Here is a 20,850-nt window from a genome sequence, read left to right as displayed (position 1 = left end):
GTCTCGCTGCCTCGCACCCACCATCGGGCGAGACGCACCGTCTTGTCAACCTGGTAAATTCGGCCCATGGCCCAGAACCAGTCCGCCCCCGACGCCACCCGCCGCAGCGAGCGCTCCCGGCGGGCCATCTACGACGCCGCCCTCGCCCTGGTCGCCGAGGCCGGGTACCCGAAGACCACCATCGAGGGCATCGCCGCCCGCGCCGGCGTCGGCAAGCAGACGATCTACCGGTGGTGGCCGTCGAAGGCGGACGTACTCCTCGAGGCGTTCCTCGACATGGCCGAGCGGGCCGCCGAGGCCGCCGGCCACGTCGCGCACGCCCTCCCGGACACCGGCGACCTCGCGGCCGACCTCAGGGCCGTCCTGCGCGCCACGGTCGACGAACTGCGCGACCCCGCCTTCGAGGCCCCCTCCCGTGCCCTGGCCGCCGAGGGCCTCGTCAACCAGGAGCTCGGCCGCAGGTTCGTCGCCCAGCTGCTGGAACCCCAGCTCCAGCTCTACGCCGACCGTCTGCGCTCGGCCCAGCGGGCCGGAGACGTCCGCCCCGAGGTCGACCCGCGTATCGCCCTCGAACTCTTCGTCTCCCCCCTCGCCCAGCGCTGGCTCCAGCACACCGGCCCGATCACCTACGACTACACCGACACCCTCGTCGACTACGCCCTCAACGGCCTCGCGCCCCGCTGACCCGCACCGGATGCCGCGCCAGCCGCCCCGGTGCGTCCGTGATGACGCCGTTGCAGCCGAGGGCCAGGGCGCGGTCGCGCTGGGCCGGGGTGACGACGGTGTGGGCCCACACCCGGGGAACGCCCGAGCGCACCGCCCGTCTGAGATCCGCGTCGCGGGCCCTGATGTCGACGTCGAGCAGGTCGACGTGGGAGCGCCAGCGCTCGGGGCGGTCGGTGCGCATCTGGCGGGCCGAGCGCCACAGCTGGGTCAGCAGGCCCAGCCCGTGGATCCGGCGGGCGACCGAGGGGTCGTTGGTGTTCACGAACACCGAGCGGGTCAGGCCGCGGGACCGGATCAGCGCGGCCAGCCGGCCCAGCCCGCGCGGATCCTTGACCTCCAGCATCAGCACGATCCGCCCGCCGAACCGGTCCAGTACCTCGGCGACGGTCGGCGGCCGCTCCGCACGCCAGCTCCCCGGCAGCCGGTCGCGCGGACGCAGCCGTACGCCCCGCCACTCCCCGGCGTCCAGGGCGCGCACCTCACCGCCCAGGAACGTGGTGCGGTTCAGGGTCGCGTCATGGAAGACGACCGGCGTGCCGTCCCGCAGCATCCGCGTGTCGAAGTCCAGCACCTGCGCCGTACCGCGGCGGAACGCCGCCATCAGCCCCGACATGCTGTTCTCGGGCACCTCCCGCGCCCCGCCCCGGTGGGCGACGTACGGGACCTCGGGCAGCGAGTCCACCGTCAGCGGTCCGCGGCCCCACTCCAGGGGAGGGCTGCCGCCGTGGCCGCCCGTGAGAGTCAGCGAGACCCCACAGGCCACGGCCGCCAGGCCCGTCGACGCGATCCTTGTGACCATGGCGACCACGGTAGGGGCGCACATCCCGGCACAGGGCGCAATGACACCCCGTCCGCCTGCCCGCGCGTGCGTCCCCTTCGCCCCGGCGCGGCACCTCTCGTCCGCTCGGTTCACCCTCGTCCCACCTGCGCCGATTGTGGGCTCCGGCCCCCCGGCGCGGCCCGGCGTGGGACCATGGGGCATGCTGGTGCGCACGACGGCGAGGCGAGGGGATAGATGAGCGCGGAGTTCGGCGGCCGGAGCGGCCGACAGGGCAGACTCTCCCAGTGGCTGCGCGGACGCCGCCCGAGGCAGGCCGCCGACGAGGGCGGCCGTGAGGCGCTGCTGCTCGCCGCCGCCGAAGCGGGACTGCCGCTCGCGCCCGCCGCCCACCCCGCCGGATACCGCTGCTCCTGCGACCGCGTGGGCTGTCCCACCCCCGCCCGGCACCCGGTGTCGTTCGCCTGGCAGACGCAGTCCACCACCGACCCCGCCCAGATCGAGCGCTGGGCACGCCACCAGCCGCAGGCCAACTTCATCACCGCGACCGGCATGGTGCACGACGTCCTGGACGTCCCGCTGGACGCCGGGCGCGAGGCGCTCACCCGCCTGCTCGACGCCGGCCTCGAGGTCGGTCCGGTCGCCGAGAGCGACGACGGCCGCATGCTGTTCTTCACCCTCACCCGGGGCACGCCCGAGGACGAGGACGAGTGGTGGCCCTGCGAGCTGGACTGCCACCCGGAGACCATGGACGAGCACCCCGGACTGCGCTGGCACTGCCGAGGCTCCTACGTCCTCGTACCGCCCGCCCGCCTGCCCGGCGACGACGACCGGTCGGTGCACTGGGTGCGCGGCCTCGAACATCCGCTCCCGGACCCGCTGAGCCTGCTGGAGGTCCTCACCGACTCCTGCGCCCGTCACGGCGGCGAACAGCCCGACCAGGCGGGCACGGCCTGGCCCCTGCGCCGCTGAGCCCGGCCCCCCGACGTCGCGAGCCGCGCCCCGGCCGCCGGGCTCCGCGACCTACTCGCCCTTCGCCGAGACCAGCCCCTGGATCCGTCCCAGGACCCGCACCTCGCCGTCGGGCGGATCCAGCGCCACCTCGTTGGAGACGAACTCCATCGTCAGCGACTGCGTGATCTCCCCCGTCGTCAGCGCCAGCACGTCCTTGTTGGGCGTCGGCACGGAGGCCCCCGCCGCCGCGGTCTGCTTCTCGAAGTGGCGCGTGGTGAAGAACACCAGTGCCCCGCCGTCCTCGGTGCGCAGCGCCAGCGGGGCGTAGTCGCCGCCTGTCATCGGCTCGTCGATGTACTGCCTGGCCAGCCCGGGCCGCTCCGCCCTCTTCGCGCGCGCCGCGCGCCACGCGCTGGTGTGCGGACCGTCCGAGAAGACCTTCCCGCCCTCCTTGAGGAACGACGCGTACCCCTGGCTCAACTCGCCCGGCGGCACCGCCACGTCGGACGCGTTCGCGGGCACGGCCTCCGCCCAGCCGTCCTTGTCCGTCTTGAACCCGGGCAGGTCGCCGGGGGCCACCAGCGTCAGGTACGCCGCCTCCCACGGCTCGTCGAGACCGTTCCGGGTGAACACCAGCAGCCAGCGCGTCTCACCGCCCTTGTTGGCGTCCGCGTCCGCGAGGAACCAGCGCGGCCAGCCCGCCTTCGCGGGGATGGTGAACCTCGCGTCCGTCAGCTTCAGCGGCGCGTGCCGGGGGTTGCCCTCCGGGTTGTTGGCCCGCCCGGCCTTCAGCCGTGCCCCGTCGATCGCGGCGAGGGCGCCGGTGGTGTGCTCGGCGTCCAGGGAACCGTCGTACGCCTTGTCGGCCGCGTTGTACGCCGCCGTGAACTCCTCCAGCGCCTTCGCGGCCTCGGCGCGGCTGGTCGCCGGGAGCACCTCGCGCTCACCGTGCACCACCACGCAGCCGCTCGCCGTCAGCGACAGAGCGGTCACCGCCGCGGCCGTGAGCACGCACCTGTCAAGCCTGCGGTGCCTTCGAAGGCCGAGATCCCTGCTCATCCGGTTCCTTCACCTTCCCCTTCCCGGAGGCGAACCCTACCGGGGCGAGGAACAGCACGAGCGTCGGGACCAGGTACAGCAGCCACACCGTGACCTGGAGGACGGTGGGGTCGGGCTGGAAGTTGAACACGCCCTTCAGCAGCGTGCCGTACCAGCTGTCCGGCGGGATCGCGCCGCTGACGTCGAAGGCCAGGTGCGTCAGGCCCGGCAGCAGGTCGGCCTCCTGCAGATCGTGGACGCCGTACGCCAGCACTCCCGCCGCCACGACGACCAGCAGGGCACCGGTCCAGGTGAAGAACTTGGCGAGGTTGATGCGCAGCGCTCCCCGGTAGAACAGCCAGCCGAGCAGCACCGCCGTGGCCAGCCCCAGCGCCACGCCGAGCAGCGGACGCGGGCTGCCGTCACCGGCCGCGTGCACCGACGCCCACACGAACAGCGCGGTCTCCAGCCCCTCGCGGCCCACCGCGAGGAACGCGGTGACGACCAGCGCTCCCGTACCCATGGCGAGGGCGGCGTCCAGCTTCCCGTGCAGCTCCGCCTTCAGATGCCGGGCGGTGCGCCGCATCCAGAACACCATCCAGGTCACCAGGCACACCGCGAGGATCGACAGCGACCCTCCCAGCGCCTCCTGCGCCTCGAACGTCAGCTCCTGGGAGCCGAATTCGAGCACGCAGCCGAAGGCGAGCGCCAGGCCGACCGCGACGGCGATGCCGGTCCACACCGGTTTCAGCGCGTCCCGCCGCCCGGTCTTCACCAGGTAGGCGATCAGGATGCAGACGACGAGACTGGCCTCCAGCCCTTCGCGCAGACCGATCAGATAGTTGGAGAACACGGTTACGCCTCCTCGGAGAAGAGCGTCCTGCCCCACCAGTCGTCCTGGTCGCGGACGCCCGGCGGAACGGCGAAGACCGCCGAACCCACGTGCTGGATGTACTCGTTGAGGGAATCCCGGGCCAGGCTCCGCTGGATCGGGATGAACCCGGTGCGCGGATCGCGCTGGAAGGCGAGGAAGAACAGCCCGGCGTCCAGCCGGCCCAGGCCGTCGGTGCCGTCGGTGAAGGAGTAGCCGCGGCGCAGGATCGTCGCCCCGGCGTTGGTGTCCGGGTGCGCCAGCCGCACATGGGCGTCGGGCTTCATCGCCTTCAGGAACGGCTCGTCCCGCTCCTTGGCCTTGCCGACCGGCGCGCCCTCGCCCTTGTCGCGGCCGAAGATGTCCTCCTGCTCCTGCAGCGAGGTCCGGTCCCAGGTCTCGATGTGCATCCGGATCCGCCGGGCCACGAGGTAGGAGCCGCCCGCCATCCACGCGGGCCCGTCCTTCTCCCCGGCCCAGACGAACTTCTCCAGACGGTCCTTCTCGGTGCCGGAGATGTTGCGGGTGCCGTCCTTGAAGCCGAACAGGTTGCGCGGGGTCTGCGCGTCGGGCGTCGTCGACGAGGTCTTGCCGAAGCCGAGCTGCGACCAGCGCACCACGACCCGGCCGAAGCCGATGCGGGCCAGGTTGCGGATCGCGTGCACGGCGACCTGCGGATCGTCCGCGCACGCCTGCACGCACAGGTCACCGCCGCTGCGGTCGCGGTCGAGGTTGTCCCCGGCGAACTTCGGCAGCTCGACGAGCGCGTCGGGCCGCTGCCCGGCCAGGCCGAACCTGCCGAACAGGGACGGCCCGAAGCCGACCGTCAGCGTCAGCCGGGACGGCTTGAGCCCCAGCGCCTCACCGGTGTCGTCCGGCGGTGCCTCGGCGGGACCGCCGTACGCGCCGTCACCGACGGCACGGCCGGCCGTCATCCGGCGCGCCGCCACCGTCCACTCCTTCAGCAGCTCCACGAACGCGGCGCGGTCCTCGGTCGTCACGTCGAAGGCGGCGAAGTGCAGCCGGTCCTGCACCGGCGTGGCGATGCCCGCCTGGTGCGGGCCGTGGAACTCCACCGCCGCTCCCGCGTCCGATCGCGGTTCGTCCCCGGTACGGGCCACGGCGGCCGCGCCCCCGGCCGCGGCGGCGCCGAGCGCGAGCCCGGCCCCGCCCCAGCCGAGCAGCGAACGCCGCGAGGGTGCCTGTGAGGTGCTCTCCGTCATCGCCCCGGCACCGCCCTTACTTCGCCACGGCCGCGGCGAGCCGCGACAGCGGCTCGGCGAGCGCGTTGACCGCGTCCGACAGTTCCTTGCGGTCGGCCTTGCCGACCTTGTCGTACGAGACGAAGTCGTACGACGTCGTGTCGGGCCGGTACCGGTCGAGCAGGGTGCCGAGCGCCGCGAACTGCCGGTCGAGCTCCTTGACCAGCGCCGGGTCGTTCTCGCGGGCGACCGGCTGGAGCAGCGCGTACGACGTCTCGGCGCCCTCGACGTTGGCCTTGAAATCGACCAGGTCGGTGTGCGAGTAGCGCTCCTCCTCGCCGGTGACCTTGCCGGTGGCGACCTCGTCGAGGAGTTCCTTGGCGCCGTTGGCCATGGAGGTCGGCGTGATGTCGGCCGTGCCGACGCGCTTCTGCCAGTCCTCCAGGTCGGTGATCAGCCGGCCGGCGAGCTCCTTCTCCCGGTCGCCGATCTTCCCGTCCTGCCAGAGCGCCTTCTCCAGGCGGTGCCAGCCGGTCCAGTCCGTCGCCGGGTCCTGGCCGTCCTCCAGACCGTCCTCGCGGACGTCGACCTTGGGGTCGATGTCACCGAAGGACTCGGCGACCGGCTCGGTGCGCTCCCAGCCGATGCGGGAGGGCGCGTACGCCTTCTTCGCGGCCTCGACGTCGCCGTCCTCGACGGCCTTCGCGAACTCCCGCGCCTTCGGCAGCGTCTCGTCGGCCTGCGCCTGCACGTACGCGCGGTACGCGGCCACCGCCTTGTCCAGCCGGGGGTCGCGCTGAGCGGCCTTGCCGCCGGTGGCCCGGACGTCCTGGCGTATCCCCTTGCCGCGCATGCCCGGCTTGCAGGCGATCCGGTAGTCGCCGGGCTTCACCTCGGCCGTGACGCGCTGCTTGGTGCCCGGCCCGATGTTCTCCCGCTCGGTGACCACCCGGTCGTCGGGGAAGAGGATGTAGACCTCGGTGACCTTGGAGCCCTTGTTCTCGATGGCGAGTTCGACGTGCCCGGCCGGGAACTCCTTCGTCGAGACCTCGCACGAGTCGTCGGTGGCCGTCACGGTGACGACCCGGTCGTCGTCCCCGGCGCCCTTCTCGGTGCAGCCGCTGACGGCGGCGAGGACCGCCGCGGTGGCGACGGCGGTGACGAGCGAGAGTCCGGCGGGTCCGGCGGATCGCATGAAGGCTCCAGTGTGGCCGAATGACTGCGTGATCAGCCTCCCGTAAGGAAGGTGAGGCTCGCCTAACATACCTGCGCTTCGACCGGGCGATACCCATGCATTCAGTGATCCGGCTCTCATGGACGGTGTATGAGCACGGAGCGGTTACGGTGGCTCAAAACGACTGCCATGATCAGGTCAAAGGACGGTCATCCCGGGTCAAAGGCAGGTCAACCGTTTTCTGTCGGTAACCCGTGCCCGGGCCGGGCGACCTGGCCATCGATGCTTGAATGCCCCCGTGACTGACTACGACGTGCTGCGCGTCTTCTGCGGACACCGCGGCGGGTACGGCAACGAACTCGGTGTCGTCCGTGACGGTTCGGTGATGCCCGAGCGGGAGGACCGGCAGGCGTTCGCCGCGAAGCTCGGGTTCAGCGAGACCGTGTTCGTCGACGACCCCGAGCGCGGGGTGATCGACATCTACACCCCCACCCTGCGCCTGCCCTTCGCCGGCCACCCCTGCGTCGGCACGGCCTGGCTGCTCGACGTGCCCGAACTCGTCACGCCCGCGGGGGTGGTGGGCGCCCGGCAGGACGGGGAGTTCTGCTGGATCGAGGCCCGGGCGGAGTGGGTGCCGCCGCGCACCCTGCGCCAGTACGCCACCGCCGCCGAGGTCGACGCCCTGCCCGTGCCCCCGAAGGGGGAGTGGATCTACGCCTGGGCCTGGCTGGACGAACCGGCCGGCCGGGTCCGCGCCCGGGCCTTCCCCGGCCGCGACGACGGAATCGACGAGGACGAGGCGACGGGCGCCGCGGCCCTCCTGCTCACCGACCGCCTCGGCCGGGCCCTGAACATCACCCAGGGCACGGGCTCCCAGCTCATCACGGCCCCCCAGCCGGAGGGCTGGACGGAGATCGGCGGCCGCGTCCACCTGGAACGCTGACCGGTCACGCCGACAGGGGGAACTCCGCGCCCAGGGCCCGGAAGACCTCCGTGTTGAGCGCGAACGCCCGCTTGCACTCGGCCACGATGCGCTGCTTCTCCAGGTCGCCCGCCGGCAGGGCGTCCAGGAGTCCGCGGTACTCCCGCTTGAAGGCCGCCGGGTGGGGGATGTCCTCGAAGACGTAGAAGCGGACGCCGTCGCCCTTCCTCGCGAAGCCCCAGGTCCGCTCCGCCCTGCCGCGGATGACCTGGCCGCCGGAGAGGTCGCCCAGATAACGGGTGTAGTGGTGGGCGACATAGCCGCCCGGCCAGTCGCGGGCGCACGCGGCGACCCGGCCGGCGTACACCCGGGTGGCGGGCAGGGCGGTCAGGCGGGAGCGCCAGTGCGGACCGAGCAGGTGCGCCAGGTCCCGCTCCAGCGCGGGCAGCCGGAACAGTTCCGGCCGGACGAAGGGGCCCGCCACCGGGTCGGACGCCAGCCCCCGTGCGCCGGACTCCAGGGCCTCGTACACGAACCACAGCTGCTCGGTGTAGCGCGCGTACGCGTCCACGCCCAGCCGGCCGCCGAGCAGATCGCTCATGAACGTCGAGGTCTCCGCCTCCACGTGCTGCTGGTGGGAGGCGGTGCGGATGAGGGTGGAGAAGGAGTCCATGAGTCCGGGGTTCCCGCGGGCTACGGCAGCGTCAGGATGTCCGCGCCCGTGTCCGTCACCACCAGTGTGTGCTCGAACTGCGCCGTCCGCCTGCGGTCCTTCGTCACCACCGTCCAGCCGTCGTCCCACATGTCGTACTCGTGGGTCCCCAGCGTCAGCATCGGCTCGATCGTGAAGGTCATCCCCGGCTGCATCACCGTCGTCGCGTGCGGACTGTCGTAGTGCGGGACGATCAGGCCCGAGTGGAACGACGAGTTGATCCCGTGCCCGGTGAAGTCGCGCACCACCCCGTACCCGAACCTCTTCGCGTACGACTCGATCACCCGGCCGATGATGTTGATCTGCCGGCCCGGCTTGACCGCCTTGATCGCGCGGTCGAGCGACTCACGGGTCCGCTCGACCAGCAGCCGGCTCTCCTCGTCCACGTCCCCGACCAGGTAGGTCGCGTTGTTGTCGCCGTGCACCCCGCCGATGTAGGCCGTCACGTCCAGGTTGACGATGTCCCCGTCGCGCAGCACCGTCGAGTCCGGGATGCCGTGGCAGATGACCTCGTTGACCGACGTGCACAGGGACTTGGGGAAACCGCGGTAGCCGAGCGTCGAGGGGTAGGCGCCGTGGTCGCACATGTACGCGTGCGCCACCCGGTCCAGCTCGTCCGTCGTCACGCCCGGCTCGATCAGCTTCGCGGCCTCCTCCATCGCGCGCGCCGCGATCCGGCCGGCGGTCCGCATCGCCTCGATCGTCTCGGGCGTCTGCACCTCCGGCCCGGTGTACGGCGTGGGGGCGGGCTTGCCGACGTACTCGGGACGACGGATGTTCCCGGGCACGGAGCGGGTGGGGGACAGTTCCCCCGGAACGAGCAGCGACTGGCCAGACATGCCGGCGAGTCTAATTCAGCCGCGACGGGGGACCATCTTCCGTGGCGGAAGGAGCCGGTCATGCCCCTGTTCAAGAAGCGTTCGGTCGGAAAGCCGGGCGAGTGGTACTACTGCCTGGAGCACAAGAAGGTCGAGGAGGGCCCCGACTGCCCGGCCAAGGACCGCTTCGGCCCGTACGCGAGCCGCAGCGAGGCCGAGCGTGCCATGGAGACGGCCCGCGAGCGCAACCTCCAGTGGGAGAACGACGCCAAGTGGCGCGACGCCCCCGCGGGCGAACGCGACGACGGCTGACCTCGCCGGGCCGGCCGCTACCAGCGGATGGGTGGCGGGGCGGTCAGCAGGTCGGCCAGCCTCGACAGGCGGTCCCGGAAACGCCGGGGCCCCCTGCGGGCCGGCAGGGCGTTCTCCCCGGCCGCCGCGCTCACCAGGTGCTGCACGGTGTCCAGGTCCAGCTCGGAGCCGTCGGGCACGGGCAGGGCCTCGTGGGCCAGCGCCGGGAGCTCGCCCTCCCCGGGGCCCAGGGACAGCAGTGTCGCCCCCGCCCGGCGGGCGTCCGAGATCCGTTCGAGCAGTGGGGCGGGCGGCTCCCCGGGCGCCACCACCAGCAGCGTCTCACCCCGCCGCGCGGCCTCCAGCCGCCCCGGGCCCACCGCCAGATGCGCGGGGTCCGAGGGGCGCGCGTCGTGCCGTACGAGCGTGGGGGCCAGCTCCGGCGTGCCCGACCAGGCGGCCTCGTCCACCAGATGCGCCGCCAGATGCCACGGCTCGTACTCCGGGGTGCCCACGAGCAGCAGCCCGCCGCCGTGCGCGACCACCGAGCCGCGCAGGGTCCCCGCGAAGTGCCGGGTGGCGCCCAGCCACTGCGTCCCGGCGAGCACGTCCCGCAGCAGCGCGACCCGTACGGCGTCCATGCCGCCGCATCCTGCCCCAACCGCGCCCCCCTGTCCCGCCGTTCGGCCCGGATTCGCCCGACCCGGGGACAACCGCCCGTACCGTCGTGACGGCGCTCACCCGGGCCGGAAACGGTGCCGTCTCGGACGTAGAGTCGGCCCATGACCTCTACCGACAGCGCACAGCCGCCCGCCAAGGCCCCCGCCAAGGACCCCTGGGACCTGCCCGACGTGTCCGGGCTCGTCGTCGGCGTGCTCGGCGGCACCGGGCCACAGGGCAGGGGCCTGGCCCACCGGCTCGCCAAGGCCGGCCAGAAGGTGATCATCGGCTCCCGGGCCGCCGAGCGCGCCCGGGCCGCGGCCGGGGAACTCGGGTACGGCATCGAGGGCGCCGACAACGCCGAGACCGCCCGCCGCAGCGACGTCGTGATCGTCGCCGTGCCCTGGGACGGCCACGGCGAGACTCTTCGGTCCCTGCGCGGGGAACTGGCCGGCAAACTCGTCGTCGACTGCGTCAACCCGCTCGGCTTCGACAAGCAGGGCGCCTACGCGCTGAAGCCGGAGGAGGGCAGCGCCGCCCAGCAGGCCGCCGCGCTGCTCCCCGACTCCCGGGTCACCGCCGCCTTCCACCACCTGTCGGCCGTGCTGCTCCAGGACCCGGAGATCGACGAGATCGACACCGATGTGATGGTGCTCGGCGAGGTGCGCGCCGACGTGGAGATCGTCCAGGCGCTGGCCGGCCGCATCCCCGGCATGCGGGGCGTCTTCGCCGGGCGGCTGCGAGGCGCCCACCAGGTGGAGTCGCTGGTCGCCAACCTGATCTCCGTCAACCGCCGCTACAAGGCGCACGCCGGGCTCCGCGTCACGGACGTATGAGGCGATGGGGGACACTGGAGGCCGTAGCAGTGTCCCCCGACAGGAGCCCGCAACCATGCCCCGCCTCTCCCTCTACGCCCTCGTCGTGTGCCTCCTCGCCGTCGCCGCGGCCGTCGTCTCCTTCGTGCGGGGAAGTGTGTTCATCGGCGTCGTGTGGGTGCTGCTGGCGGGCCTGTCGTCCAACATGACCTGGTACTACGTGAGGCGGGGGCGGGCGGCGTCGCGTGACGGCTCCGTCACGGGCTGACCTCACAGACGCCGCTCGGGCCGCGCCAGAAACGGAACAGCTCGTAGCCGCAGTAGGTGTCGAACTCGTGGATGCCGAGCGTCCCCAGCAGCGAGTCGACCACGTCGAAGAACGCGCCGTTCACCGTGGGCACCCACAGCAGCGCGAACACGAACAGCAGACCGAACGGGGCGAACGGCTCCACCTGCCGCCGGACGCCGTACGACAGCCAGGGCTCGATCACGCCGTAGCCGTCCAGCCCCGGCACCGGCAGGAAGTTCAGGATCGCGGCCGTCACCTGGAGCAGCGCCAGGAAGGCCAGCGCGAACCGGAAGTCCGCCGGCACGCCGTCCAGCGCGTCCAGCCAGAACGGCGCCGTGCACACGACGGCGAACAGCACGTTCGTCAGCGGGCCGGCCGCCGAGATCAGGCTGTGCCGCCACCGCCCGCGGATCCGGCCGCGTTCGATGAACACGGCACCGCCCGGCAGACCGATACCGCCCATGATCACGAACACCACGGGAAGCACGATGCTCAGCAGGGCGTGCGTGTACTTCAGCGGGTTCAGCGTGAGGTAGCCCTTCGTGCCGACCGAGAGGTCGCCGCTGTGCAGCGCGGTGCGCGCGTGCGCGTACTCGTGCAGACACAGGGAGACGATCCACGCGGCCGTCACGAACAGGAACACCGCGACACCGGGCTGTGCGGCGAACCCGGTCCAGGTGGCCCATCCGGTGACCGCGGTGACGGCCAGGATCCCCAGGAAGACCGGGCTGATCCTCCGGTCGCTGTGACGGGTGGCGGCGGTGGTCATGGGGCTCCCTGGACGGCCGGGCACGCGGGGGACCCGCGGGGACTGCCCGACGGTACCGGGCGCACCGGGAAAACGTCTCGCGCCGGCGGCCGGTTCCCTGCAGGGTGGGACGGCCCCGCCGCGGTCCGGCACCGCCCCATGACCGTTCCGACCACCACCGGAGACAATGGACCCCGTGCGCTACCGCATCCTCGGCACCACCCAGGCACTTGGCCCGGACGGCACCGTCGTCCCCGTGGGCGGGGCGCGGCTGCGCGCGCTGCTGACCGTGCTCGCCCTGCGGCCCGGGCGCACGGTCCCCGTGGGCCTGCTGGTCGACGAGGTGTGGGACGGTGACCCGCCGGCCGACGCGACCGGGGCGCTGCAGGCCCTCGTCGGGCGGCTGCGCCGGGTGATCGGCCCGGACGCGGTGGCCTCCGTCGACGGCGGTTACCGGCTCACCGCCGGGCCCGACGACATCGACCTGCACCGCTTCGAGCGGCTGGCCGGCGAGGGCCTGCGCGCCCTGGCCGACGGCGACGCCGCCAAGGCGGCCGCCGTCCTGGACGACGCCCTCGCCCTGTGGCGCGGCGGCCCCGCCCTGGCCGGCCTGCCCGACCGCACCGCGGAGGCGGCCCGCGTCGAGACCCGGCACCTGGACGTGCTGCGCGCCCGGCACACCGCCGCCCTCGCCCTCGGCGACGCCGAGCGGTCCCTGCCCGAACTGACCGCGCTGTGCGGCGACCACCCCCTCGACGAGCCCCTCCAGGCGCTGCGGCTGCGCGCCCTGCGCGCCACGGGCCGCACCGCCGAGGCCCTGGCCGCCTACGAGGACGTGCGCCGCCTGCTGGCCGACCGCCTCGGCTCCGACCCCGGCACCGGACTGCGCGCACTCCACGCCGAACTGCTGAGACCGGAGCCGGCGCCCGGGGCCCGGGGGAGTGAGCCGCCCGGCAACCTGCGGGCCCGGCTGACCTCGTTCGTCGGCCGCGAGGACGACATCGAGGCCCTGCGCGCGGACCTCGCCGCCGCCCGTCTGGTCACGCTCCTCGGACCGGGCGGGGCGGGCAAGACCCGCCTGTCGCAGGAGGCCGCCGAGACCGTGCGGCGGACCACCCCCGACGGCGTGTGGCTCGCCGAACTCGCCCCGGTGGACGACCCCGACGACGTCCCCGAGGCCGTACTCACCGCCGTCGGCGCCCGCGAGACCGTCCTGTACGGCGCCGGCGCCGAGAGCATGAGAGCCGTCGCCGAGCGGCACGCCGACCCGGTGGAGCGCCTCGCCGAGCACTGCGGCCCCCGCCGCATGCTGCTGATCCTCGACAACTGCGAACACGTCGTCGAGGCCGCCGCCCACCTCGCCGAGACGCTGCTGAAGCGCTGCCCCCGCCTCACCGTCCTCGCCACCAGCCGCGAACCCCTGGGTGTGCGCGGGGAGTTGCTGCGCCCGGTCGAGCCGCTGCCCGAGCCGGTCGCCCTGCGCCTGCTCGCCGACCGCGGGGCGGCCGCCCGCCCCGGCTTCACCACCGGCGACGACCCGGAGGCCTGCGCCGAGATCTGCCGCCGTCTCGACGGACTGCCCCTGGCCATCGAACTCGCCGCGGCCCGGCTGCGGATGCTCACCCCGCGCCAGATCGCCGACCGGCTCGACGACCGCTTCCGCCTGCTCACCTCCGGCAGCCGCACCGTCCTCCCCCGCCAGCAGACCCTGAGGGCCGTCGTCGACTGGTCCTGGGACCTGCTCGACGCGGACGAACGCGACGTGCTGGGGCGCCTGTCGGTGTTCGCGGGCGGGTGCGACCTCGCCGCCGCCGAGGCCGTGTGCGGCCCCGCCGCACTGGAGGCCCTCGGCTCCCTGGTCGACAAGTCCCTGGTGGTCGCCGCCCCTTCGGGGGACGGCGAGATGCGCTACCGGCTCCTGGAGACGGTCGCCGAGTACGCGGGCGAACGCCTCGACGAGTCCGGCCGGCGCTCCGGGGCCGAGCGGGCGCATCTGACGCACTACCGCGAACTCGCCCGCACCACGGAGCCGTTGCTGCGCGGTCCGGGCCAGCCGGCCGCCATCGCGCGGCTGGAGCGGGAGTACGAGAACCTGCGCACGGCTCTGCGCCACGCCCTCGCCCTGCGCGACGAGCAGGAGGCACTCTGCATCACCCTCTCGCTCGTCTGGTACTGGCAGATGCGCGATCTGCGCATCGAGGCCCGCACCTGGTGCGCCGAGGTCATGGCCCTCGCCCCCGACCCCTTCACCGAACCGGTCCGGCCCGCCGCCCCGCTGTGGCGGCGCTGCACCGACGCCCCGCCCCCGATGACCGGTGAGGTCCTCGCCGAGGCCCGGCGCGGGGTGCACCTGGCCCACATGGCCCACATGGACACGGAGCTGGACGACTGGCAGACCCCGCAGGCACAGCACAAGCTGCGCCTCATCGCCGCGACGTACGAGCCGGGGATGCCGCAGGTCTGCCGGCCGCCCGGCCTTCTCTGGACGTTCGCCGTGATGCTGATCGGGGACATGGAGCGGCTGCGCCACGTGGTCGACGCGGCCATCCGCGCGTCCCGGGAGCACCCCGGGTTCGAGTGGGAGCTGGCCTGCAACCTCCAACTGCGCGCCAACTTCCTGGCCAACCGCAGTGACTGGGCCGGTGACGCGCGCCGCGACGCCGACGAGGCCCTGGCGATCCACCGCCGGCTGGGCGACACCTGGGGCCTCGCCGAGGCCCTCTCCGCGCGCGGTGAGGCCCACGAACGCAGCGGCGCGTACGAGGCCGCCGCCGCGGACTACGAGGCGGCGATCGGGTACGCCGAAAGCCTGGGCGCCCGGGCCCACGTGGCCGTCCTCTCGGCCCGGCTCGGCGGTGCGCTGCTGGAGGCGGGCCGGACGGAGCGTGGTGAGCGACTGCTGCGTGAGGTCATCGACAGCACGCGCGGGCGGCACAGCGAGGCCCTGCCCGCCGCCCGGCTCTTCCTGGCCGGCTGGCTCGGCACCGTGGGGCGTACGGCCGAGGCCCGGGAGCATCTGCGGGCTCTGCGCGAGGAGTTCCGCCTCGCGCACTACGTCGTCTTCGACGCCTTCATCCTCGGTGCCGAGGCCTGGGTGGAGGTGGCCGACGGCAACGACGAGCAGGCCATGGTCGTCATCCGCGAGGCCCTCCGGCAGGCGGACGACCCGCTGTCCGCCGCCATGGCACCCCACATGCGCTCGTCGTACCTCACCCTGGGCGCCGCCGCGCTCGCCGGACTCGACGGCGGGCGGCACGCCCGGGACGCGGCCCGCTGCCTCGGCGCGGCCGACTCCCGGCTGCCGCCCGGACACCACGCCGGGAGACTGGAACGCGAGATGCGCGAGCGCGCCGAGGCACGCATCCGGGCGGCACTCGGCGACGCGGCGTACGAGACCGCGTACGCCGAGGGCGCCGGCCTCCCCCCGGAGGAGGCCGACGCCCTGCTCGGACGGGCCTGATCAGTGCTTCGTACGGAACTTCCGGATCGCGACCGGCGCCATCACCGCGGTGATCCCCACCGACCAGCCCAGCGTCATCCACAGGTCGTGCGCCACCGGGCCGCCCACCATCAGCCCGCGCGCGGCGTCCGCCAGCGCCGACAGCGGGTTGTACTCGGTGAACCTCTCCAGCCAGCCCGGCATCGACTGCGGCGGCGCGAAGATCGACGAGCCGAACTGCAGCGGCATCAGCACCAGGAAGCCCATCGCCTGCACCGACTGGGCGTTCTTCATCACCACCCCCAGCGTGAGGAAGATCCACATCAGGGCCGAGCCGAACACCGCGGACAGCCCCACGGCCGCGAACAGCCCCGGCCAGTGGGTGATGTCGAAGCCGACGAGGACACCGACGACCAGCAGGACGGCGGTGGCGATCAGCATCCGCACCATCTCGACCGAGATCTTCGCGAACAGCACCGAGCCCCGCCCGATCGGCAGCGACCGGAAGCGGTCCATGACCCCGGTGTTGAAGTCCTGGTTGAACCCGGTGCCCACTCCCTGGGCCATGTTCATGCCCATCATGGCCATCAGGCCGGGCACGATGTACTGCACGTACGCCTCCTGCCCGCCGCCCAGCGACTGCCCGATCGAGCCGCCGAAGACGTACACGAACAGCAGGGTGAACACGATCGGGAACAGCACGGCGTCGAACATCGACTCCGGGTCCTGCCGGATCCACAGCATGTTGCGGCGCACGAGGGCCCCGGTGTGCCGCAGGTGGGCGCGCAGGGGGATGCGCGCGTCCGCGCGGAGGCCGGTCGTCACGGCGGTCCCGCTCATGCGGCGACCTCCTCGCGGGTCCCGGCGGGTACGGCGTCCTGCGGGACACCGGCGCGGTGGCCGGTGAGGGACAGGAACACCTCGTCCAGGCTGGGCAGTTCGGTGCTGACGGAGCTGAGTGTGATCCCGCGCGCGGTGACCGCGCCGATCACGGCGGTCAGCTGCTCGTCACTCAGCACCGGGACGAGCACGGCACCCCGCTCGGTGTCGACGGTGGTGCCGGCGAGTCCGGTGATGCCCAGCGTGTCGAGGGCGTCCGCCAGCGGGCGCAACTGGAGCGGGTCGGCCGGGCGGACCCGCAGGGTCCGGCCGCCCACCGCGGCCTTGAGCTGCTCGATGCCGCCGCTCGCGATGACCTTGCCCCGGTCCACGACGGTCAGCTCGGAGGCGAGCTGTTCGGCCTCCTCCATGTACTGGGTGGTCAGCAGCACCGTCACCCCCTCCCCGACCAGCCGCCTGACCTCCTCCCACACCTCGTTGCGGGTGCGGGGGTCCAGGCCCGTGGTCGGCTCGTCCAGGTACAGCACGGCCGGCCGGCCGATCATCGAGGCGGCCAGGTCCAGCCGCCGCCGCATACCGCCCGAGTACGTGGCCGCCGGCCGCCGGGCCGCCTCGGTGAGCGAGAACCGCTCCAGCAGCGCGTCGGCGCGGGCCCGCGCCTCCTTGCGGGGCAGGTCGAGCAGCCGCCCGATCAGATACAGGTTCTCCCAGCCCGGGAGCTTCTCGTCCACGGAGGCGTACTGCCCGGTCAGCCCGATCACCCTGCGCAGCTGCCGCGGCTGCCGCACCACGTCGTACCCGGCCACGGTGGCGTGCCCCGCCGTCGGTGCGAGCAGCGTGGACAGAATCCGCACCAGCGTCGTCTTCCCGGCCCCGTTCGGGCCGAGCACCCCCATCACGGTGCCTTCACGCACCTCCAGATCGACCCCGTCCAGCGCCCTGGTCTCCCCGTAGTGCTTGACCAGCCCCCGCACGGACACGGCGCTCCCCGGTTCCTTGTCGTTTCGCGTCATGCCGATGACGCTCCCAGCCCTCGCCGACAGAGCACCGACAGAGCACCGACAGAGCACCGACAGAGCACCGACGTCCCGCCGGCGTCCGTCGGCACCCCCGCCCGGCCCCGGGCATGCGTCGGCCCCGCCGGCGGGGGAGGACCGGCGGGGCCGACGGATGGTGCGGCAATGGCTCAGTGGACGGAGTGCGCCTCCTGCGGGAACGTCCCGCCGACCACGTCCTCGGCGAACGCCTTCGCGGCCCCGCGCATCACCTCACGCAGATCCGCGTACTGCTTGACGAACTTCGGCACCCGGCCCCCGGTCAGGCCGAGCATGTCGGTCCACACCAGCACCTGGGCGTCCGTCTCGGGACCCGCCCCGATCCCGACGGTCGGGATCTGCAGCACCCGCGTCACCTCGGCGGCCAGCTCCGCCGGCACCAGCTCCAGCACCACCGCGAACGCGCCGGCGTCCTGCACGGCCTTGGCGTCCCGCAGCAGCTGCTGCGCCGCCTCCTCGCCGCGCCCCTGCACCCGGTAGCCCATGGCGTTCACCGACTGCGGGGTCAGCCCGATGTGGGCCATGACCGGGATGCCGGACTCCACCAGCAGCTCGATCTGCCGGTGCGACCGCTCCCCGCCCTCCAGCTTGACGGCGCCCACACCGGCCTCCTTGACCAGCCGGGTCGCCGAGCGCAGCGCCTGCACCGGCCCCTCCTGGTACGAGCCGAAGGGCAGGTCGCCCACGATCAGGGCCCGTGAGGTGCCCCGGACGACCGCGGCGGACAGCATGGTCATCTCGTCGAGGGTGACGGGCACGGTGGTGTCGTACCCGAGGTGGCAGTTGCCGGCGGAGTCGCCGACGAGCATGACCGGGATGCCCGCCTCGTCGAACACGGACGCGGTCATCGCGTCGTAGGCGGTGAGCATGGGCCACTTCTCGCCGCGCCCCTTGGCGGCGGCGATGTCGCGGACAGTGATACGGCGCGTGCCCTTGCCCCCGTACAGCGTGGTGCCGCCGGAGGGGGAACCGGACGTCGACCCGGTCTGGGCAGCCGAAAGCTGCGTCATTGAACCGTCTCCCAACACGTCATCTCGAGGCGCCCTGACGGCGTCCCCGGACCACGTCCATGGTGGCACCTCCACCGGCGGAGGGCCAGAGGCGGCCCTCCGGGCCCTCCCTCGACCCTCGCGAGTCACGCCGTCCCGTGACAAACCCGGGCAACACGCCCCCAATACGAGACGGTGTCGTATCGGAACTTCCTACGCTGGACCGCATGACTTCTCCTGCCGTCCCCGCCCGCCGGATCCCGGAAGCCGTGCACCGGCGCCGCTGGGTGATTCTCGGCGTGCTGATGATGAGCCTGCTGATCGTCGTCCTGGACAACTCGATCCTGAACGTCGCCATCCGGACGATCTCCACCCCCGCCCCCACCGGCCTCGGCGCCACCCAGAGCGAGCTGGAATGGGCCATCAACGCCTACACGCTCGTCTTCGCCGGCCTGCTCTTCACCGCGGGGCTGCTGGGTGACCGGCTCGGCCGCAAGAAGGTGCTCATCGCCGGTCTCGCCGTGTTCGGCGCCGGCTCGGCACTCGCGGCGTTCTCCGGTTCCCCGGCCGAGCTGATCGGATTCCGCGCGGTGATGGGCCTGGGCGCCGCGTTCGTCATGCCGGCCACCATGGCCGTCCTGATGCACGTCTTCGAACGCGACGAACAGCCCAGGGCCATCGGCATCTGGACCGGCGGAGTGGGCCTGGCCATCGCGATCGGCCCGATCACCGGCGGACTGCTCCTCGACCACTTCTGGTGGGGCTCGGTCTTCCTCGTCAACGTGCCCATCGTCGCCCTCGCCGTAGCCCTGATGCTGTGGCTGGTCCCCGACTCCCGCGATCCGAAGCCCGGCCGGATCGACCCCGTCGGTGTCGTGCTGTCGGTGACCGGCCTGGTCCTGCTGGTGTACGGCATCATCAGGGGCGGTCAGCTCGCCGACTTCACCGACGCCGGCGTGCTGGCGACGATCGGCGCCGGTCTCGCCGTACTGACCGCCTTCGTGGTGTTCGAGAAGCGCAGCGACCACCCGTCCGTCGACATCTCCTCCTTCCGGAACTCGGTGTTCTCCGCCTCGATCGCCGCGATCGCGCTGGTCTTCTTCGCGCTGATGGGCGTGACCTTCTTCGCGGTGTTCTACCTGCAGAGCGTGCGCGGCCACTCGCCGCTGGAGACGGGCCTGCTGATGCTGCCGCTGGCCGCCACGCAGATGCTCTTCGCGCCCCGGGCCCGCCTCATGGTGGACCGCGTCGGCAGCAAGGTCACCACGACCGCCGGCCTGGTGGTGCTCGCGGCGATGCTGGCCGCGTTCGCGCTCCTGGACGGGGACACGCCGATCTGGCTCCTGGAGGTGCTCTTCTTCCTGATGGGGACCGGCATGGCGTACGTGATGACACCGGTCAGCGTCGTCGTCATGCAGGCACTGCCGCGCGAGAAGGCCGGCTCCGCCTCCGCGCTCAGCAACACCTTCCGCCAGGTCGGCGGCGCCCTCGGCATCGCCGTGCTCGGCTCCGTCCTGTCCACCGCCTACCGCACCGACGTCGAGGAGGAGCTGGGCCTGCTGCCCCCCGGCGCCCGGCACGCGGCCGGCGAGTCCATCGAGGCCACCCTGGCCGTGGCGGACCGGCTGGGCCCGCGCGGCGAGGCCCTGGCCGGCGCGGCCGCCGACGCGTTCCTGCACGCCATGCACGTCACGGCGCTGTGGGGCGCGGTCGTCGCGGTGCTGGGCGCGGTCGTCGTCGCCCTGTTCCTGCCCGGCCGCACACCGGCGCCGGACGGTGACGGCCGGGACCGGGAGCTGGTGACGGCGGCGGACTGACGACCCACGGGCCGGTGGACCGTCGCCGCCCCCCACCGGGGAGAATCACCGCAGCCCACCGAGAGGATCCGACGACGTGAGTGCGGCCGGCACCGGCCCCCGGTACCAGGCACCCGCGCGGGGCCGCCCCCGCAGCGAGGCGGCCGAGCGCGCCATCATCGAGGGAGTCATGCGGCTCCTGGAGGACGGCGTCCCCCTCGCGGAGCTCTCCATCGAGCGTGTCGCCCGCACCGCGGGCGTCGGCAAGGCCACCATCTACCGCCGCTGGAGCGGCAAGGAGGAACTCTTCGTCGACGTCATACGCGCCGCGGAACCCCCGGATCCCGACCTGCCCGGCACCTCCGTGCGCGACGACCTCGTCGTCCTGCTGGAGTCCCTGCGGCTGCGCGGCCTGGCCGGCAGGAGCCCGGCACTCCTGCACAACGTGCACGCCCAGATGAAGAGCAGCCCCGGCCTCTGGGCCGCCTACCACGACACCGTCATCCTGCCGCGCCGCAGGCTCGGCCTGGAGGTGCTGCGCAGGGGCCGGGAGAACGGCGAACTCCGCGCCGACGTCGACCTGGAGCTGCTCAACGACATCGTCGTGGGCCCGCTCCTCGTCCGCACCGTCCTGAACCCCGACGCCGACCTCCCGGACGACCTCGCCGAACGCGTCGTGGACACCCTCCTGGAGGGCCTGCGCCCGGCCGGCGGCTGAAGGCCGGCGCCCCCG

At 73.1% G+C, this 20,850-nt stretch carries 21 protein-coding genes; 9 read left to right on the top strand and 12 right to left on the bottom strand.

The genetic code is table 11. The annotated features are described in order from the left end of the window. The first annotated feature begins 66 nt into the window (after window positions 1–66). On the top strand, window positions 67–684 hold the full coding sequence (locus tag BU52_RS10100; RefSeq protein ID WP_037931512.1) for a TetR/AcrR family transcriptional regulator: 618 nt from the start codon (window positions 67–69) through the stop codon (window positions 682–684). On the opposite strand, the gene BU52_RS10095 is transcribed toward BU52_RS10100, so the two are convergent. Next, on the bottom strand, window positions 662–1,525 hold the full coding sequence (locus BU52_RS10095; RefSeq protein WP_037931605.1) for a glycerophosphodiester phosphodiesterase: 864 nt from the start codon (window positions 1,523–1,525) through the stop codon (window positions 662–664). The two genes, BU52_RS10100 and BU52_RS10095, sit on opposite strands and share 23 nt — an antisense overlap. A gap of 216 nt (window positions 1,526–1,741) precedes the next feature. On the opposite strand from BU52_RS10095, the gene BU52_RS10090 reads away from it, so the two are divergent. Next, the gene (locus BU52_RS10090) at window positions 1,742–2,476 is read left to right on the top strand and encodes a bifunctional DNA primase/polymerase (RefSeq protein ID WP_037931510.1); all 735 of its coding nucleotides are present in this window, start codon (window positions 1,742–1,744) and stop codon (window positions 2,474–2,476) included. 51 nt (window positions 2,477–2,527) lie between these two features. On the opposite strand, the gene BU52_RS10085 is transcribed toward BU52_RS10090, so the two are convergent. Genes BU52_RS10085 through efeO form a run of 4 tightly spaced genes read right to left on the bottom strand, consistent with a single transcriptional unit; the run spans window position 2,528 to window position 6,764 of the window. Beyond that, the gene (locus BU52_RS10085) at window positions 2,528–3,517 is read right to left on the bottom strand and encodes a hypothetical protein (RefSeq protein ID WP_051858089.1); all 990 of its coding nucleotides are present in this window, start codon (window positions 3,515–3,517) and stop codon (window positions 2,528–2,530) included. Beyond that, entirely contained in the window at window positions 3,477–4,349 is an 873-nt protein-coding gene (efeU, locus tag BU52_RS10080) for an iron uptake transporter permease EfeU (protein ID WP_037931507.1), read from the bottom strand. The genes BU52_RS10085 and efeU overlap by 41 nt, the downstream gene beginning before the upstream one ends. 2 nt (window positions 4,350–4,351) lie before the next feature. Beyond that, window positions 4,352–5,590, bottom strand: a complete 1,239-nt coding sequence (efeB, locus tag BU52_RS10075; protein ID WP_037931504.1) for an iron uptake transporter deferrochelatase/peroxidase subunit — start codon at window positions 5,588–5,590, stop codon at window positions 4,352–4,354. A gap of 16 nt (window positions 5,591–5,606) precedes the next feature. Further along, the gene (gene efeO, locus BU52_RS10070; RefSeq protein ID WP_037931501.1) at window positions 5,607–6,764 is read right to left on the bottom strand and encodes an iron uptake system protein EfeO; all 1,158 of its coding nucleotides are present in this window, start codon (window positions 6,762–6,764) and stop codon (window positions 5,607–5,609) included. Between the two features lie 277 nt (window positions 6,765–7,041). Between efeO and BU52_RS10065 the strand changes: the two genes are divergently transcribed. After that, window positions 7,042–7,686, top strand: a complete 645-nt coding sequence (locus tag BU52_RS10065; protein ID WP_037931498.1) for a PhzF family phenazine biosynthesis protein — start codon at window positions 7,042–7,044, stop codon at window positions 7,684–7,686. Window positions 7,687–7,690: 4 nt separating this feature from the next. Here the strand turns inward: BU52_RS10065 and BU52_RS10060 are convergent, their stop codons facing one another. Further along, on the bottom strand, window positions 7,691–8,338 hold the full coding sequence (locus tag BU52_RS10060; RefSeq protein ID WP_037931496.1) for a biliverdin-producing heme oxygenase: 648 nt from the start codon (window positions 8,336–8,338) through the stop codon (window positions 7,691–7,693). A gap of 20 nt (window positions 8,339–8,358) precedes the next feature. Beyond that, a complete protein-coding gene (map, locus tag BU52_RS10055; RefSeq protein WP_037931493.1) occupies window positions 8,359–9,216 on the bottom strand; it encodes a type I methionyl aminopeptidase in 858 nt (285 codons plus the stop codon). Between the two features lie 60 nt (window positions 9,217–9,276). Here map and BU52_RS10050 point away from each other — a divergent pair, with 60 nt between their 5' ends. Then, entirely contained in the window at window positions 9,277–9,507 is a 231-nt protein-coding gene (locus BU52_RS10050; protein ID WP_037931491.1) for a hypothetical protein, read from the top strand. 17 nt (window positions 9,508–9,524) lie between these two features. On the opposite strand, the gene BU52_RS10045 is transcribed toward BU52_RS10050, so the two are convergent. After that, a complete protein-coding gene (locus tag BU52_RS10045; protein WP_037931488.1) occupies window positions 9,525–10,127 on the bottom strand; it encodes a hypothetical protein in 603 nt (200 codons plus the stop codon). A 141-nt stretch (window positions 10,128–10,268) separates the two neighbouring features. Between BU52_RS10045 and npdG the strand changes: the two genes are divergently transcribed. Together npdG and BU52_RS10035 are read left to right on the top strand one after the other, a co-directional pair. Further along, window positions 10,269–10,982 (top strand): NADPH-dependent F420 reductase, encoded by a 714-nt coding sequence (gene npdG, locus BU52_RS10040; RefSeq protein WP_037931485.1) that lies wholly within the window; start codon window positions 10,269–10,271, stop codon window positions 10,980–10,982. 4 nt (window positions 10,983–10,986) lie between these two features. Next, window positions 10,987–11,229 (top strand): hypothetical protein, encoded by a 243-nt coding sequence (locus BU52_RS10035; RefSeq protein ID WP_078903184.1) that lies wholly within the window; start codon window positions 10,987–10,989, stop codon window positions 11,227–11,229. Here the strand turns inward: BU52_RS10035 and BU52_RS10030 are convergent. Beyond that, window positions 11,219–12,019 carry a site-2 protease family protein gene (locus BU52_RS10030; RefSeq protein ID WP_037931480.1) on the bottom strand — a complete coding sequence of 267 codons (801 nt, stop codon included), beginning with the start codon at window positions 12,017–12,019 and terminating at the stop codon, window positions 11,219–11,221. The two genes, BU52_RS10035 and BU52_RS10030, sit on opposite strands and share 11 nt — an antisense overlap. Window positions 12,020–12,185: 166 nt before the next feature. On the opposite strand from BU52_RS10030, the gene BU52_RS10025 reads away from it, so the two are divergent. Further along, window positions 12,186–15,458 (top strand): BTAD domain-containing putative transcriptional regulator, encoded by a 3,273-nt coding sequence (locus tag BU52_RS10025; protein WP_037931477.1) that lies wholly within the window; start codon window positions 12,186–12,188, stop codon window positions 15,456–15,458. Here the strand turns inward: BU52_RS10025 and BU52_RS10020 are convergent, their stop codons facing one another. From BU52_RS10020 to panB, 3 genes are all read right to left on the bottom strand, one after another. Continuing rightward, a complete protein-coding gene (locus BU52_RS10020) occupies window positions 15,459–16,277 on the bottom strand; it encodes an ABC transporter permease (protein ID WP_037931474.1) in 819 nt (272 codons plus the stop codon). It lies immediately after the preceding gene. Next, window positions 16,274–17,290 (bottom strand): ATP-binding cassette domain-containing protein, encoded by a 1,017-nt coding sequence (locus BU52_RS10015; RefSeq protein WP_037931471.1) that lies wholly within the window; start codon window positions 17,288–17,290, stop codon window positions 16,274–16,276. Before BU52_RS10015 ends, BU52_RS10020 begins: the two co-directional genes overlap by 4 nt. Before the next feature lie 173 nt (window positions 17,291–17,463). Beyond that, window positions 17,464–18,342 (bottom strand): 3-methyl-2-oxobutanoate hydroxymethyltransferase, encoded by an 879-nt coding sequence (gene panB, locus BU52_RS10010; protein ID WP_037931468.1) that lies wholly within the window; start codon window positions 18,340–18,342, stop codon window positions 17,464–17,466. A 206-nt stretch (window positions 18,343–18,548) separates the two neighbouring features. On the opposite strand from panB, the gene BU52_RS10005 reads away from it, so the two are divergent. Both BU52_RS10005 and BU52_RS10000 read left to right on the top strand, forming a co-directional pair. Then, window positions 18,549–20,138, top strand: coding sequence for an MFS transporter (locus BU52_RS10005; RefSeq protein WP_037931464.1), 1,590 nt, complete (start codon window positions 18,549–18,551; stop codon window positions 20,136–20,138). A 76-nt stretch (window positions 20,139–20,214) separates the two neighbouring features. Continuing rightward, window positions 20,215–20,835 (top strand): TetR/AcrR family transcriptional regulator, encoded by a 621-nt coding sequence (locus BU52_RS10000; protein ID WP_037931460.1) that lies wholly within the window; start codon window positions 20,215–20,217, stop codon window positions 20,833–20,835. Window positions 20,836–20,850 lie beyond the last annotated feature (15 nt).

This window comes from Streptomyces toyocaensis (genome assembly GCF_000725125.1).
Classification (GTDB): Bacteria; Actinomycetota; Actinomycetes; order Streptomycetales; family Streptomycetaceae; genus Streptomyces; species Streptomyces toyocaensis.
Note: the sequence above shows the minus strand (reverse complement) of the source record. Positions and strands in the feature narration are given on the sequence as shown.

Bases quoted from the DNA above. Each gene is read 5' to 3' on its own strand.
- BU52_RS10050 (WP_037931491.1), top strand. From the start codon at position 9,277: ATGCCCCTGTTCAAGAAGCGTTCGGTCGGAAAGCCGGGCGAGTGGTAC.
- BU52_RS10090 (WP_037931510.1), top strand. From the start codon at position 1,742: ATGAGCGCGGAGTTCGGCGGCCGGAGCGGCCGACAGGGCAGACTCTCC.
- BU52_RS10085 (WP_051858089.1), bottom strand. From the start codon at position 3,517: ATGAGCAGGGATCTCGGCCTTCGAAGGCACCGCAGGCTTGACAGGTGC.
- BU52_RS10060 (WP_037931496.1), bottom strand. From the start codon at position 8,338: ATGGACTCCTTCTCCACCCTCATCCGCACCGCCTCCCACCAGCAGCAC.
- panB (WP_037931468.1), bottom strand. From the start codon at position 18,342: ATGACGCAGCTTTCGGCTGCCCAGACCGGGTCGACGTCCGGTTCCCCC.
- efeB (WP_037931504.1), bottom strand. From the start codon at position 5,590: ATGACGGAGAGCACCTCACAGGCACCCTCGCGGCGTTCGCTGCTCGGC.
- BU52_RS10005 (WP_037931464.1), top strand. From the start codon at position 18,549: ATGACTTCTCCTGCCGTCCCCGCCCGCCGGATCCCGGAAGCCGTGCAC.
- map (WP_037931493.1), bottom strand. From the start codon at position 9,216: ATGTCTGGCCAGTCGCTGCTCGTTCCGGGGGAACTGTCCCCCACCCGC.
- BU52_RS10025 (WP_037931477.1), top strand. From the start codon at position 12,186: ATGGACCCCGTGCGCTACCGCATCCTCGGCACCACCCAGGCACTTGGC.
- BU52_RS10035 (WP_078903184.1), top strand. From the start codon at position 10,987: ATGGGGGACACTGGAGGCCGTAGCAGTGTCCCCCGACAGGAGCCCGCA.
- BU52_RS10095 (WP_037931605.1), bottom strand. From the start codon at position 1,525: ATGGTCACAAGGATCGCGTCGACGGGCCTGGCGGCCGTGGCCTGTGGG.
- BU52_RS10045 (WP_037931488.1), bottom strand. From the start codon at position 10,127: ATGGACGCCGTACGGGTCGCGCTGCTGCGGGACGTGCTCGCCGGGACG.
- efeO (WP_037931501.1), bottom strand. From the start codon at position 6,764: ATGCGATCCGCCGGACCCGCCGGACTCTCGCTCGTCACCGCCGTCGCC.
- BU52_RS10030 (WP_037931480.1), bottom strand. From the start codon at position 12,019: ATGACCACCGCCGCCACCCGTCACAGCGACCGGAGGATCAGCCCGGTC.
- BU52_RS10015 (WP_037931471.1), bottom strand. From the start codon at position 17,290: ATGACGCGAAACGACAAGGAACCGGGGAGCGCCGTGTCCGTGCGGGGG.
- npdG (WP_037931485.1), top strand. From the start codon at position 10,269: ATGACCTCTACCGACAGCGCACAGCCGCCCGCCAAGGCCCCCGCCAAG.
- BU52_RS10020 (WP_037931474.1), bottom strand. From the start codon at position 16,277: ATGAGCGGGACCGCCGTGACGACCGGCCTCCGCGCGGACGCGCGCATC.
- BU52_RS10100 (WP_037931512.1), top strand. From the start codon at position 67: ATGGCCCAGAACCAGTCCGCCCCCGACGCCACCCGCCGCAGCGAGCGC.